This is a genomic window from Hydrogenophaga sp. FG152, assembly GCF_057809615.1.
The window spans coordinates 171089-184675 of sequence record NZ_JBMDKH010000008.1; the positions used below are offsets into that span (position 1 = coordinate 171089).

Here is a 13587-nt window from a genome sequence, read left to right on the forward strand (position 1 = left end):
CGCGCCACACCGGAGGAGACATGCGGCGCAATCAATTCCTCATGGCACTGGGTGGCTGGGCGGCGGCGTCTTGCCTGCCCGCGCGCGCCAGCGGCGCGGATCGCCTGTCCGTGCTGATCCCCGCGAGCGCGGGGGGCGGCTGGGACGCCACCGGCCGCGCGCTCGGTGCGGCGATGGTCGCGACCGGGCGCTACCGCGAGGCCCTCTACGACAACAAGGGCGGCGCCGCGGGCACCCTGGGCCTGGCCGCCTTCCTCCAGGAGGCGCGGGGTCAGCCGAATGCCCTGCTCATCATGGGCGCGGTCATGATCGGTGGCCTGGTGTCGTCGAAGACCCCGCTGCGCCAGCTGCAGCAATGCACGCCGATCGCGCGCCTCACCAGCGAGTACAGCGCCTTCGCCGTGGCGGCCGGCTCCCCGATCCGGTCGCTGGGCGCCGTCGCCGAGCGGCTGCGCCAGGCCCCCGGCAGCGTGCGCTTCGGAGGCGGCTCCAAGGCCTCGACCGAGCACATCGCCGTCTCGATGTTCGCGCGCAGCCTGCGCGTGCCGCCCCGGGAGATCCGCTACCTGCCCCATGGCGGCGGCGCGGACGCGGTGGCCGCCCTGCTCAAGGGCGAGATCGATGTGGTGGGCGGTGGCTACGGGGAACTGGCCCAGGGCATCGCCCGGGGCCAGCTGCGCCTGCTCGGTGTGACCGCGCAACGGCGCCTGCCCGGCTTGCCGGACGTGCCCACGCTCAAGGAGCAGGGGTACGACGTCACCATCGGCAACTGGCGCGGCGTCTACGGCGCGCCCGGCATCAGCGACGCTCAGCGCGCCGCGCTCACGCAGGCGGTGGCCGAGGCCGTGAAGTCGCCGGCCTGGCGGCAGGCCGCCGAGCGCCATGGCTGGACGCCTGCGTTCACCACGGGCCGGGACTTCGAGGCCTTCGTCGAATTCGAGTACGCCGCCACGGCGGCGATTCTGTTCCTGTCGGGCATGTTGTAGCCCGGCGCGCAAGGGGCCCGTTGTGGGGTGTTGACGCGGCGCCGCCCGGTGCCGCGTCTTTTTTTTGGGGGTCAGCGGCGGAATTTGCCGCTGGCGTCCACGATGGACAGGTCGGCGAAGTCCAGCCCGGTGTGGTTGCTCGGGCTGTAGTGCACGGTCAGGCCACCCAGGTCGTAGCTCTTGAGGTTCTCCAGCGCATCTCGCAGGGCCACGGGCGTGGGGTTCGGGCCGGCGCGGCGCAGGCCTTCGGTCAACACCTTGGCGGCGGCGTAGCCTTCCATCATGGCGGGCGACACGCCCGCCAGGCCCTTGGCCTTGGCGAACTCCTGCGCTTCCTTGATCAGACCGTAGGCCACCGAGCGCTCGTTGGGGAACACCTGCGTCACGATCACGCCGCGCGCGTGTTCGCCCAGCAGCTTGATGAAGCCGTCCGAGGCGTTGTTCGAGAGCGTGACCATCTGCGCGCGCGAACCGGCGGCGCGCACCGCCTTGACCGCATTGGCGGTGTTGCCGGCCGAGCCGATCACCATCACCGCCTGCGCGTTGCTCTCGTGGACCCGCTTGGACAGCTCGGTGAAGTCGGGTTTGTCGCGCGGGAACTTTTCATGCAGCACCGGCTTGAGCTTGGCCTTCTCGAAGCCCTTGAGCGCCCCGGCCGCCGAATCGGCGCCGAAGGAATCGTCGGTCTCCAGCACCGCGATGCGCGTGATGCCGATGCTCGCCAGGTGTTCGATGGCCTTGGCGGCCTCGCGCTGGTAGGTGGCGCGCACGTTGAACACCCAGGGGTTGACCGGCTGGTGCAGCGCCATGGCGCCGGTGCTCGGCCCGACCAGCGGCACCTTGAGCTCGGCCAGCATGGGCAGCAGGGCCTGCGAATGCGGCGTGCCGCGGTTCAGGAACAGGGCCAGCACCCGCTGTTTCGTGATCAGTTCGCGCGCCACCTCCACCGTGACCTTGGGGTCGAACTTGTCGTCCACCGTGATCAGTTCGATCTTCTGGCCGTTGACACCGCCGCGCGCGTTGATGGTGTCGAAGTACAGCTGGGCACCCTCATGGTTCTCCTTCACCCCGGCCGCCACCGAGCCTGTGAAGCCCGAGGGCATGCCCACGCGCAACTGGGCCCAGGCGGGGGCCGCAAAAACCAGCAGCCCGGCCAGCCCCCAGGCGGTCCAGACCGGGCTTGAAAACAAGCGAATCCGTTTCATATAGGCGTCTCCTTGGGTGAGCCGAGTCTATGCAGCCCGCGGGCGCGGGAAATTGTGGATATGACTTACCGCACCGATGCTTTGTCACACCCCTCCGTAGAATCTTTGCGTCCCCCTCTGGAGCCCATGCATGTCCGATGCCTTTCTGCCCGCCGATCCACCCGTGGGCGCGATTTCAACCGTGTCCGAGGCCGAAGGGCGCGACCACCCGACGGAAGGCGGCTCCGGGCTGATCCGCATCCGGGGCGCGCGCCAGCACAACCTCAAGAACCTCGACCTCGACATCCGCACCGGTGAGCTCACCGTGGTCACCGGACCCAGCGGCTCGGGCAAGTCCAGCCTGGTGTTCGACACCCTGTTCGCCGAAGGCCAGCGCCGCTACGTCGAGACCTTCAGCGCCTATGCGCGCCAGTTCCTGGACCGCATGGACAAGCCGGCCGTCGACCGGGTGGACGGCGTGCCACCGGCGATCGCGATCGACCAGACCAACCCGGTGCGCTCCTCGCGCTCCACCGTGGGCACCATGACGGAGCTCAACGACCACCTCAAGCTGCTGTTCGCTCGCGGTGCCGACCTGTTCGACCGCGAGACCGCGCTGCCGGTGCGGCACGATTCGCCCGAATCGATCTTTGCCGAGCTCAAGGCGCGCGCGGCCGGTTTCACCGCCGGGCCTGATCCGCGCCTGGTGCTGACCTTCCCGGTGGAGTTGCCGGCCAGCACCACGCCCGAGGAAGTCGAACAATGGCTCTCGGCCAGCGGTTACACCCGCGTGCAGGCCGAGCGGGTGGTGCAGCGGGCCGCGCCGCAGGAGGGCGCGCCCGAAAAGGTCGGCAAGAAGGCCAAGCCGGTCATCGAGTCGGTGAAGGTGCTCGATGTGGTGGCCGACCGCTTCCGCATGAGCTCGGTCGAACCGGCGCGCGCCATGGAGGCGATCGAAGCCGGCCTCAAGCGCGGCGGCGGCAAGCTCATGGTGTATGTGCTGGCCGAAGAGGGCGAGCCCGAGATCTGGCGCTTTTCAACGGGCCTGCACTGCCCGGAAAGCGACATCCGCTACAGCGAACCCACGCCCTCGATGTTCTCGTTCAACTCGGCGGTGGGCGCCTGCGAGGCCTGCCGGGGCTTCGGCCGCGTGATCGGGGTGGACTACGGCCTGGTCATCCCCAACGACAAGCTCACGCTGCGCGCTGGCGCGGTCAAGGTGTTCCAGACACCGGCGTGGAAGGAATGCCAGGACGACATGATGCGGCACGCCGAGGCCGCCGGCATCCCGCGCGACACGCCCTGGGCCAAGCTCACGCCCGAGCAGCAGCACTGGGTGAAGGCCGGTTCGCCCCTGTGGAACGGCAAGTGGAACCAGCAGTGGTACGGCGTGGACCGCTTCTTCGAGTACCTGGAGAGCAAGGCCTACAAGATGCACATCCGCGTGCTCTTGTCCAAGTACCGCAGCTACACCGAGTGCCCGAGCTGCCACGGCGCGCGCCTCAAGACCGACAGCCTGCTCTGGCGCATCGGCAGCAAGGCCCAGGCCGACGCGGTGCTGCCCGCGCAGAAGCGCTACCTGCCGCAGGGCGTGAAGTGGAGCCGAGCGCAGCTCGAAGCCATGCCCGGCCTGTGCCTGCACGACCTGATGCTGATGCCGCTGGACAAGCTGCGCGGTTTCTTCGCCTCGCTCGATGCCACGCTGACCCCGGCCGGCAGCGACACCACCGCCGCCGGTCAGGCGCAGGCATTGCGCCTGCTGTTCGAGGAAATCAACACCCGCATCCGCTACCTGTGCGAGGTCGGCATCGGCTACCTCACGCTGGACCGCCAGAGCCGCACGCTCAGCGGCGGCGAGGTGCAGCGCATCAACCTCACGACCGCGCTGGGCACCTCGCTGGTGAACACCCTGTTCGTGCTCGACGAGCCCAGCATCGGCCTGCACCCGCGCGACATGGCGCGCATCAACGACGCCATGCTGCGCCTGCGCGACGCCGGCAACACGCTGGTGGTGGTGGAGCACGACCCGGCGGTGATGCTCGCGGCCGACCGCCTGATCGACATGGGCCCGGGGCCGGGCGAGCGCGGCGGGCAGATCGTGTTCGACGGCACACCCGAAGCGATCCGCTCGGCCGACACGCTCACCGGTGCCTACCTCGGCTCGCGCAAGACCATCGGCATGGGCTTCAAGCGCATGGTCACCGACAGCACGCCGCGCCTCATCCTCGAGGGCGCGCGCGAACACAACCTCAAGGACGTGTCGGTCGAATTCCCGCTGCAGCGCCTGGTGGTGGTCACCGGCGTGTCAGGCTCGGGCAAGTCCAGCCTGATCCAGGACGTGCTCGCGCCGGCACTCCTGCGCCACTTCGGCAAGTCCACCGAGAGCCCGGGCGCGCACGACCGCCTGCTCGGGGCCGACCACCTGAGCGAGGTCGTGTTCGTCGACCAGTCGCCCATCGGCAAGACGGCGCGCTCCAACCCGGTGAGCTACGTGGGCGCGTGGGACGCGATCCGCTCGCTGTTCGCCGAGGCGCCGCTGTCGCGCCAGCGCAGCTACACGCCGGCCAAGTTCAGCTTCAACAGCGGCGACGGGCGCTGCCCCACCTGCGGCGGCTCGGGTTTCGAGCACGTGGAGATGCAGTTCCTGAGCGACGTGTACCTGCGCTGCCCGGACTGCGACGGCAAACGCTACCGGCCCGAAATCCTGGAAGTGAAGATCCAGCGCGGTGGCCGTTCGCTCAACGTGGCCGACGTGCTGGACCTCACCGTGAGCGAGGCCGCCGCGCTGTTCGCGGGCGACCGCGAGGTCATCCGCGTGCTGCAGCCCATCGTGGACGTGGGCCTGGAGTACGTGAAGCTGGGCCAGCCCGTGCCCACGCTCTCGGGCGGCGAGGCACAGCGCCTCAAGCTCGCGGGCTTCCTGGCCGAGGCCTCGAAGAACAGCAGCGCCAGCCGCCAGGCGGTGGCGCGCAAGGGCACGCTGTTCCTGTTCGACGAGCCCACCACCGGCCTGCACTTCGACGACATCGCCAAGCTCATGCGCAGCCTGCGCAAGCTGCTCGATGCGGGCCACTCGCTGGTGGTGATCGAGCACAACCTGGACGTGATCCGCGCGGCCGACTGGCTGATCGACCTCGGCCCCGAAGGCGGTGACGCTGGCGGACTGATCGTGGCCGAGGGCCCGCCCGAGACGGTGCGCGAGCACGCCGGCAGCCACACCGCGAAAGCGCTGCGCGACTACGCGCTGGCCATGGGCGAGGTGCACGAAGTGCGCGAAAGCCGGGCCCGGGGGCTGCAGCCGGCGCGCGCGCGCGCCGAGGGCGCGCACGCTCATGCGATCCGCATCGTCAACGCCAAGGAACACAACCTCAAGCAGCTCAGCGTGGACATCCCGCGCGGCAAGTTCAACGTCATCTCCGGCGTGAGCGGCTCGGGCAAGTCCACGCTGGCCTTCGACATCCTGTTCAACGAAGGCCAGCGGCGCTACCTGGAAAGCCTGAACGCCTACGCGCGCAGCATCGTGCAACCCGCGGGCCGGCCCGAGGTGGACGCGGTCTACGGCATCCCGCCCACGGTGGCGATCGAGCAGCGCCTCTCGCGCGGCGGCCGCAAGTCCACCGTGGGCACCACCACCGAGGTCTGGCACTTCCTGCGCCTGCTCTACGTGAAGCTGGGCACGCAGCACTGCATGCACGACGGCGCGGCCGTGATGCCGCAGAGCGCCGACAGCATCGCTGCCGCCATCCTGGCGCGCTACAAGGGGCAGCACATCGGCCTGCTCGCGCCGCTGGTGGTCAACCGCAAGGGCGTCTACACCGAGCTGGCGGACTGGGCGCGCCCGCGTGGCCACACCCACCTGCGGGTGGACGGCGAATTCCTGCCCACCACCGGCTTCCCGCGCATCGACCGCTTCAAGGAGCACACCATCGAACTGCCGGTGGCCGACTTCGTGGTGAATGCGGACGACGAGGCCGCGCTGCGCCGCGAGCTGAACAAGGCGCTGGAGATCGGCAAGGGCGTGGTGCACGTGCTCACCCCGCTCGACGGTCTGGCCCAGGCGCTGGCCGACGGCGCGTCCACGCGCGACCTCGGCACGCTGGAGGTGTTCTCCACCACGCGCGCCTGCCCGGTCTGCGCCACCAGCTACCCCGAGCTCGACCCGCGCCTGTTCTCGTACAACAGCAAACACGGCTGGTGCCCGGACTGCGTGGGCACCGGCGTGAAGCTGTCGAAAGACCAGCGCAAGGCGCTGGACGACTCGGTGCGCGACGACAAGGAAAAGGGCCGTGAGCAGAGCTTCGCCGAACCCGAGGTGGACGACCTGGTGGACGAGGCCTGCCCGGCCTGCGCGGGCACGCGCCTGAACCCGCAGGCGCGTGCGGTGCGTTTTGCCGGCGTGGGCATCACCGATGTCGCATGCCTTTCCGTGCGGGAGGTCAGGACCTGGGTGCAAGGCCTGATGAAGGACCTGGCGCTCAGCGCGCGCGAGGCCGACATCGCGCGCGACCTGCTGCCCGAGATCGAAAGCCGCCTGGCCTTCCTGGAAGAGGTGGGCCTGAACTACCTCACGCTGGACCGGGGCGCGCCCACCCTCAGCGGCGGCGAGGCACAGCGCATCCGCCTGGCGGCGCAGCTGGGCAGCAACCTGCAGGGCGTGTGCTACGTGCTCGACGAGCCCACCATCGGCCTGCACGCGCGCGACAACGCCATCCTGCTCAACGCGCTGCACAAGCTCGGCGACCAGGGCAACACCCTGGTGGTGGTGGAGCACGACGAAGACACCATCCGCCGCGCCGACCACATCATCGACATCGGCCCGAGCGCGGGCAAGCGCGGCGGCCGCGTGGTGGCCCAGGGCTCGGTGGACGACCTGTCGGCCAACGCCGACTCGGTGACCGGGCGCTACCTGCTGCACGCCATGAAACACCCGCTGCAGGCGCGTCGCGCCGCGCCCCCGGCCGACGAGGGCGCGCACTGGCTGCGGGTGAGCCGCGCCAACCTGCACAACCTGAACGAGCTCGACGCCGCCGTGCCGCTGCAGCGCCTGGTGGTCATCACCGGCGTGTCGGGCTCGGGCAAGTCCACGCTCGCACGCGACGTGCTGCTGACCAACGTGGCCGCCGCCGTGAGCCAGCGCAGCACCAAGGCCGGGCGCGATGCCATGGACAAGGGCAAGCACCCCGCGTGGAGCGGCTGCGCCGGCCTGAGCGGTTTCGAGACCGTGGACCGCGTGCTCGAAGTCGACCAGACCCCGATTGGCAAGACGCCGCGCAGCTGCCCGGCGACCTACATCGGCTTCTGGGACACGGTGCGCAAGCTGTTCGCCGACACGCTGGAAGCCAAGGCGCGCGGCTACGGCCCGGGCCGCTTCAGCTTCAACACCGGCGAAGGCCGCTGCCCGGCCTGCGAAGGCCAGGGCATGCGCACCATCGAGATGAGCTTCCTGCCCGATGTGAAGGTGCCCTGCGAGGTCTGCCACGGCGCGCGCTTCAACCCCGAGACCCTGGCCGTGACCTGGAAGGGCAAGAGCATCGGCGACGTGCTGCAGATGGAGGTGGACGAGGCGGTGGGTTTCTTCGCCAGCATGCCCAACATCAGCCATCCGCTGCAACTGCTCAAGGACGTGGGCCTGGGCTACCTCACGCTGGGCCAGCCCAGCCCGACGCTCAGCGGCGGCGAGGCGCAGCGCATCAAGCTCGTGACCGAGCTCAGCAAGGTGCGCGACGACGTCACGCGCCGGGGCCAGAAGGCGCCGCACACGCTCTACGTGCTCGACGAACCGACCGTGGGCCTGCACATGGCCGATGTGGAGAAGCTGATCCGCGTGCTGCACCGCCTGGTGGACGGCGGCCACAGCGTGGTGGTGATCGAGCACGACCTGGACGTGATGGCCGAGGCGGACTGGATCATCGACCTCGGGCCCGAAGGCGGCAACGGCGGCGGGCGCATCGTGGCGGCCGCGCCGCCCGACGAGGTGGTGCGCCTGGGCACCCACACCGGGCGCGTGCTGGGGCCGGTGCTGGCGCGGACCTGATGCCCGACAGCCAGGTCATCCACATCCACGCCGAGGCGCCGGCCAAACCGGCGCTCGGCGCGCCGTGCAACGGCTGCGGGGTGTGTTGCCTGGCCGAGCCCTGCCCGCTGGGGCGGGTGATCTCGCGCAAGCGCTTCGGCGCCTGCGACGCGCTGCGCTGGGACGGGGCCTTGGCGGTCTACCGCTGTGGTGCGGTCAGTGACGCGCGCGGTGTGCTGGGCCCGCGCTGGCGCTGGGCGGCGCCGCTGTTTCAGCGGCTGGCGCGGCGCTGGATCGCCGCTGGCGTGGGGTGTGATGCCGCGCTGCAGGCCGAGCGCGGCGACTGAGCGGTCAGCGCGCGAACAGCACCACGATACCCACGGCCAGCAGGGCCACAGCCCCCATCAGCAGGCGCGTGCGCTTGCGCAGCAGGTCCACGGCGCCCACCAGGCGCGCGTTCTGTTCGGCCAGCTCGGTCAGGGTCTGCGCCATCTGGGTCTGCACGGCGGCCTGCTGGTCGATCAGCTGGCGCGCCTCGATCAGGCGGTTCTTGAGCTCGCCCAGGGTGGGCGGGGCTTCGCCCAGGTCCAGCGGGGCCGGCGCGGTCGTGCCGGCCGGTGGTGTCTTCGAGCGGTCCAGCAGCTTGCGCGCGGCGTTGAGCACCGTGGGCGCGTGTTCGATCACGTCCCCCCAGGGGATGACTTTCAGGGCAACCAGCCAGGGAATGGCCATGGGGAGATCCTTTCGCTTGTCGGGTTGGCGTTGAGGTTGGGAGCCGCTCAGCCGCGCGGGGTTCCTTCAGATGGGGCCGAAACGGTCCGTCTCAACAGCCACCAGCCCACACCAGCGACCGACAGCAGCAAGGCCGGGAAGCCGAGCGTGGGCGCCCACTGCAGCGCGGCGGCGCCCAGCGCGGGCGCGAGCACCCCGCCCAGGGTGTAGGACAGCACCAGCACGGCGGTGCTGTTGACCAGCGTGATGCCTTCCTCGCGCGAGCCGATGTCGATCATCGCCAGCGTGTACAGACAACCGCCCGCGCCGCCCCAGAGGAAGGCCACGGGCGCGGCCAGCCAGGGCGTGCCGGCCACGAAGGGGATGACGAGCGTGGCCAGCAGGGTGATCAGGGCGCAGGCCCGCATGATCGCCAGGCGCGCGCGGTGGCCGTCGCCCCAGCGCTGTGCTGGGTGGTGGGCCATGCGGTCGGCCAGCACGCCGGCGGGCAGCATCATGAGCGCGCTGCCCAGGCCGCTGGCCGAGACCAGCAGCGCCGCCACGGTGGCGCCCAGGCCCAGCGCCAAGCCGTAGAGCGGCAGGATGGACGTGAGGCCGCTTTCGAAGAAACCGCCGACGAAGCCCACGGTCATGATCAGCGGGTGCGCCAGCAGCGCGTGCCACACGCCCGACAGGCCCACCTTCGCACTGTGGGTGTCGGCGGCGTCGGGCAGGCGGGGGATCAGCAGGCTCCAGACCAGGCCGATGGCCATGAAACCGAGTGCGATCCACAGGGCCGCGTCGCTGTCGGCGCCGACCCAGGCCAGCATGAGCGGGCCGACCACGAAGGTGATGCCCACCATGGTCTCGAAGATGCCCACATAGCGCCCGCGCTGCCCGGGCGGCGAGAACTCGGCCACCACGGCCTCGGCCAGCACCCAGCGCAGGCCCGAGGCCATGCCGGCGGCGATCTTGAACACGAACCAGAGCCACAGCAGCGGCGTGAAGGCGAAGCCGGCGGTGGCGATCACCGGGATCAGCGCGGCCAGCCACAGCGTGGGCCGCCGGCCCAGGCGCTGCGTGATGGCCGAAGCGAACGGTGTCATGAAGAACACGCCGAGCCAGCCGCTGGCGGCGAACACGCCGGCCAGCGCGGTCGATTCGCCGCCGCCCTTCAGGCGCAACAGCAGCAGCGGTGTGAGCATGAAATAGCCCACCAGCTCGAAGAAGGTGGAGCCGAAGATCGCGACCAGACCGAGCCGCGCCTCGGCGGGCGGGTGGCCGGGCAGGGTGCCGGTGGGTGGCAGCGGGTGCTCGCTCATGCGCCCGCGGCCCGCGCGCCCAGCACCGCGTCGGCCACCTCGGTGAAGCCCGCGCCGCGCTCGCCCGCCGCCACGTAGCGCGGGTGCTGCGTGAGCGCGCCCCAGAAGCGCGCGACGTTGGCCACGCCCACGCTGTGCGGGAAATGGCCGAACATGCGCGCGTCGTTGGTCGAGTCGCCGACGTAGACCCAGCGGTCGATTTCGTCGTCGAGCGCGCGGCCCAGGCGCGAGCGCACGATCCAGCGCGCACCGGCCAGCTTGTCGTGCTCGCCGATCCAGCCGTTGATGTGGATGGAGCTCACCGTGGCGTTGAGGCCCTCGCTTTTCATGAGTTGCACCACCGTGGCGATGTCGGCTTCGCTCAGGTGGGCGAACTCGCTGTGGTCGATCGCGATGTCGGTCTCGCGCCCCGGGCTGTCGGTGGCCAGGCGGGCCTGCGGCAGCTCGGCCAGCACACGCTGCGCGGTGGCCTGCAGCTTCGCGAAATGGGCGGCGCGCGTGGCCGCGTCCTGCAGGTAATCGCGCCTGAGCTCGCCCGAGGCGCCGCGCCACAGCGCCACGGCGCCGTTCTCGGCCACGATGGCGTCCACCGGCCAGGCCAGCGCGAAGGCCTCGCTCCAGCCGGCGGGCCGGCCCGTGATGGCAAACACCGGCAGGCCGGCGGCGCGCAGGCGGTGCAGCGCGTCCAGGGCATCGGGGGTGATCGCGCCCTCGGTCGTGAGGGTGTCGTCGATGTCCGTCAGCACGCCGTGGATGCGGGCGCGGTCCGTGGCGGGCCAGAGGGTGAGGGGATTCATGCGCATGGAAGGCGGGCAGTGTCGCACAGGGCCCCGCGCGCCGCAGGTGCCACCGGCGACGCGCGGCAGGGGGCAGATCGAGGCCGGTGCGGTAGAATCGCGCGATCCGAGGAGCGTTGCAGCGCCCCCACTGAACACTTCAGCAGCGGGGCGTGAGGCTCGGACCATCCATGCAACGACGCTCATCCACATCCCGTGCGATGAGTTCTTTTTGACTCAATGCCAGATGTGGTTTGTCCATCCTTTCCGGAGCGAACCATGAATGCACGTCTGAACAACCCGACCGCCGACAGCGCGATCGCCGACCTTTCCCTGGCCGAGTGGGGCCGCAAGGAAATCCGCATCGCGGAAACCGAAATGCCCGGCCTGATGGCCATCCGTGAGGAATTCGCCGCCGCCAAGCCGCTCAAGGGCGCGCGCATCACGGGCAGCATCCACATGACGATCCAGACCGCGGTGCTGGTCGAAACCCTGCAGGCCCTGGGCGCCAGCGTGCGCTGGGCTTCGTGCAACATCTTCTCCACGCAGGACCATGCCGCCGCCGCGCTGGTCGCGCAGGGCACGCCGGTGTTCGCGCACAAGGGCGAAACCCTGGCCGAGTACTGGGACTTCACCCACCGCATCTTTGAATTCGGCGCCGCCGGCACCGAAGGCGAAGGCCCGAACATGATCCTGGACGACGGCGGCGACGCCACGCTGCTGATGATCCTGGGCCAGAAGGCCGAGAAGGACCCGTCGGTCATCAGCAAGCCGACCAGCGAGGAAGAAACCTGCCTGTTCGCCGCCATCAAGGCCAAGCTCGCGCAGGACTCGACCTGGTACACCCGCAAGGCCAGCCAGATCATCGGCGTGACCGAAGAGACCACCACCGGCGTGCACCGCCTGAAGGAAATGGCTGCCCGGGGTACGTTGCCGTTCCGCGCCATCAACGTCAACGACTCGGTCACCAAGAGCAAGTTCGACAACCTGTACGGCTGCCGCGAATCGCTGGTCGACGGCATCAAGCGCGCCACCGACGTGATGATTGCCGGCAAGGTCGCTGTGGTCGCCGGGTATGGCGATGTGGGCAAGGGCTCGGCCCAGGCACTGCGCGCCCTGTCGGCGCAGGTGTGGGTGACCGAGATCGACCCCATCAACGCCCTGCAGGCCGCGATGGAAGGCTACAAGGTCGTGACCATGGAGTACGCCGCCGACAAGGCCGACATCTTCGTGACCACCACCGGCAACAAGTCCATCATCACGCACGACCACATGGCCGCGATGAAGGACCAGGCCATCGTCTGCAACATCGGCCACTTCGACAACGAGATCGACATCGCCTCGATCGAGAAGTACGAGTGGGAAGAGATCAAGCCGCAGGTCGACCACGTCAAGTTCCCCGACGGCAAGAAGATCATCCTGCTGGCCAAGGGCCGCCTGGTGAACCTGGGCTGCGGCACCGGCCACCCCAGCTTCGTGATGTCGAGCTCGTTCGCGAACCAGACCATTGCCCAGATCGAGCTGTTCACCCAGCCGAAGAAGTACGAAGTGGGCCAGGTCTACGTGCTGCCCAAGCACCTGGACGAGAAGGTCGCGCGCCTGCACCTGAAGAAGGTCGGCGCCATGCTGACCGAGCTGACCGACGAGCAGGCCGCCTACATCGGCGTGAGCAAGGCCGGCCCGTACAAGCCGGACACCTACCGCTACTGAACGCACCCCCGCCGCACTTCGCGCGACCCCCTCAAGGGGGCGATGCCTGCGGCCCGGCAAAGCCGGTTCCGCGGCATCTCTGGATGGCGGGTTGGCGTTTGTGCCGTGATCCTCTTTGATGAGAGCCGATCAACTCATTGTCGAGCGTGGCCTGGCCGCCACCCGTTCGCAGGCCCAGCGGCTCATCGCTGCGGGCGTGCAATGGCGCGCGTCGGGCGGCGACTGGAAAGCGGTCACCAAGAACGGCGAGGAACTGCGCGAGACGGCCGAGCTGCGCCTGCTGGACACGGCGGAGACGCGCTATGTGTCGCGCGGCGGCCTCAAGCTGGAAGGCGCGCTGCGCCACACCGGCCTGGACGTGAGCGGCCTGCGCTGCCTCGATGTGGGGCAGAGCAGTGGCGGTTTCACCGACTGCCTGTTGCAGCGAGGCGCCGCGCGGGTCGTGGGGGTGGACGTGGGCCAGGGCCAGCTGCACCCGCAGCTTCAGGGCGACCCGCGCGTGGTCTGCATCGAGAAGTGCAACGCGCGCGATCTGTCGGCCCAGGGGCTGGCGGAGGCGGGCGGCGCGCCGCCCTTCGATCTGATCGTGGGTGACCTGTCGTTCATCTCGCAGACCCTGGTGTGGCCGGCCCTGGTGCCGCTGCTGGCGCCGGGCGGGCAGATGCTGATGCTGGTCAAGCCGCAGTTCGAGCTGCAGCCCGGGCACATCGGCAAGGGCGGTCTGGTGAAGGACGCGGCGAGTTACGCCATCGTGCGCGATCGCATCGCGCAGGTCTGCGAAGAGCAGGGCCTGCGGATGCGCGACTACGTCGAGAGCGCGATCACCGGGGGTGACGGCAACCGCGAGTTTTTTGTGTATGCGAGCAAGTGATGCAAGGAGGGGAC

General features: G+C 69.8%; 9 protein-coding genes and 1 riboswitch. Of the genes, 5 read left to right on the forward strand and 4 right to left on the reverse strand.

The window, feature by feature from the left end:
* The first annotated feature begins 20 nt into the window (after positions 1 to 20).
* Complete coding sequence (locus tag ACODTB_RS11995; RefSeq protein WP_488929364.1) at positions 21 to 986, forward strand: Bug family tripartite tricarboxylate transporter substrate binding protein; 966 nt, start codon at positions 21 to 23, stop codon at positions 984 to 986.
* 71 nt (positions 987 to 1057) lie between these two features.
* On the opposite strand, the gene ACODTB_RS12000 is transcribed toward ACODTB_RS11995, so the two are convergent.
* The gene (locus tag ACODTB_RS12000; protein WP_291121300.1) at positions 1058 to 2191 is read right to left on the reverse strand and encodes an ABC transporter substrate-binding protein; all 1134 of its coding nucleotides are present in this window, start codon (positions 2189 to 2191) and stop codon (positions 1058 to 1060) included.
* 130 nt (positions 2192 to 2321) lie between these two features.
* Between ACODTB_RS12000 and uvrA the strand changes: the two genes are divergently transcribed.
* Both uvrA and ACODTB_RS12010 read left to right on the forward strand, forming a co-directional pair.
* Positions 2322 to 8204 (forward strand): excinuclease ABC subunit UvrA, encoded by a 5883-nt coding sequence (gene uvrA / locus ACODTB_RS12005; RefSeq protein ID WP_291121302.1) that lies wholly within the window; start codon positions 2322 to 2324, stop codon positions 8202 to 8204.
* Positions 8204 to 8530: a hypothetical protein gene (locus ACODTB_RS12010; protein ID WP_291121304.1), complete on the forward strand. Its 327-nt coding sequence runs from the start codon at positions 8204 to 8206 to the stop codon at positions 8528 to 8530. The genes uvrA and ACODTB_RS12010 overlap by 1 nt, the downstream gene beginning before the upstream one ends.
* A 4-nt stretch (positions 8531 to 8534) precedes the next feature.
* Here ACODTB_RS12010 and ACODTB_RS12015 read toward each other — a convergent pair whose 3' ends face one another.
* Genes ACODTB_RS12015 through ACODTB_RS12025 form a run of 3 tightly spaced genes read right to left on the reverse strand, consistent with a single transcriptional unit; the run spans position 8535 to position 11013 of the window.
* Positions 8535 to 8915 (reverse strand): hypothetical protein, encoded by a 381-nt coding sequence (locus ACODTB_RS12015; protein ID WP_291121306.1) that lies wholly within the window; start codon positions 8913 to 8915, stop codon positions 8535 to 8537.
* A 47-nt stretch (positions 8916 to 8962) separates the two neighbouring features.
* Positions 8963 to 10216, reverse strand: a complete 1254-nt coding sequence (locus ACODTB_RS12020) for an MFS transporter (protein WP_291121308.1) — start codon at positions 10214 to 10216, stop codon at positions 8963 to 8965.
* Positions 10213 to 11013, reverse strand: coding sequence for an HAD-IIB family hydrolase (locus ACODTB_RS12025; protein ID WP_291121345.1), 801 nt, complete (start codon positions 11011 to 11013; stop codon positions 10213 to 10215). The genes ACODTB_RS12020 and ACODTB_RS12025 overlap by 4 nt, the downstream gene beginning before the upstream one ends.
* A gap of 102 nt (positions 11014 to 11115) precedes the next feature.
* Positions 11116 to 11204, forward strand: a riboswitch (S-adenosyl-L-homocysteine riboswitch).
* A 67-nt stretch (positions 11205 to 11271) separates the two neighbouring features.
* Between ACODTB_RS12025 and ahcY the strand changes: the two genes are divergently transcribed.
* A complete protein-coding gene (ahcY, locus tag ACODTB_RS12030) occupies positions 11272 to 12702 on the forward strand; it encodes an adenosylhomocysteinase (RefSeq protein ID WP_291121310.1) in 1431 nt (476 codons plus the stop codon).
* Between the two features lie 118 nt (positions 12703 to 12820).
* Positions 12821 to 13573 carry a TlyA family RNA methyltransferase gene (locus ACODTB_RS12035; protein ID WP_291121312.1) on the forward strand — a complete coding sequence of 251 codons (753 nt, stop codon included), beginning with the start codon at positions 12821 to 12823 and terminating at the stop codon, positions 13571 to 13573.
* Positions 13574 to 13587 lie beyond the last annotated feature (14 nt).

Bases quoted from the DNA above. Each gene is read 5' to 3' on its own strand.
- ahcY (WP_291121310.1), top strand. From the start codon at position 11,272: ATGAATGCACGTCTGAACAACCCGACCGCCGACAGCGCGATCGCCGAC.
- ACODTB_RS12010 (WP_291121304.1), top strand. From the start codon at position 8,204: ATGCCCGACAGCCAGGTCATCCACATCCACGCCGAGGCGCCGGCCAAA.
- uvrA (WP_291121302.1), top strand. From the start codon at position 2,322: ATGTCCGATGCCTTTCTGCCCGCCGATCCACCCGTGGGCGCGATTTCA.
- ACODTB_RS12020 (WP_291121308.1), bottom strand. From the start codon at position 10,216: ATGAGCGAGCACCCGCTGCCACCCACCGGCACCCTGCCCGGCCACCCG.
- ACODTB_RS12025 (WP_291121345.1), bottom strand. From the start codon at position 11,013: ATGAATCCCCTCACCCTCTGGCCCGCCACGGACCGCGCCCGCATCCAC.
- ACODTB_RS12015 (WP_291121306.1), bottom strand. From the start codon at position 8,915: ATGGCCATTCCCTGGCTGGTTGCCCTGAAAGTCATCCCCTGGGGGGAC.
- ACODTB_RS12000 (WP_291121300.1), bottom strand. From the start codon at position 2,191: ATGAAACGGATTCGCTTGTTTTCAAGCCCGGTCTGGACCGCCTGGGGG.
- ACODTB_RS11995 (WP_488929364.1), top strand. From the start codon at position 21: ATGCGGCGCAATCAATTCCTCATGGCACTGGGTGGCTGGGCGGCGGCG.
- ACODTB_RS12035 (WP_291121312.1), top strand. From the start codon at position 12,821: ATGAGAGCCGATCAACTCATTGTCGAGCGTGGCCTGGCCGCCACCCGT.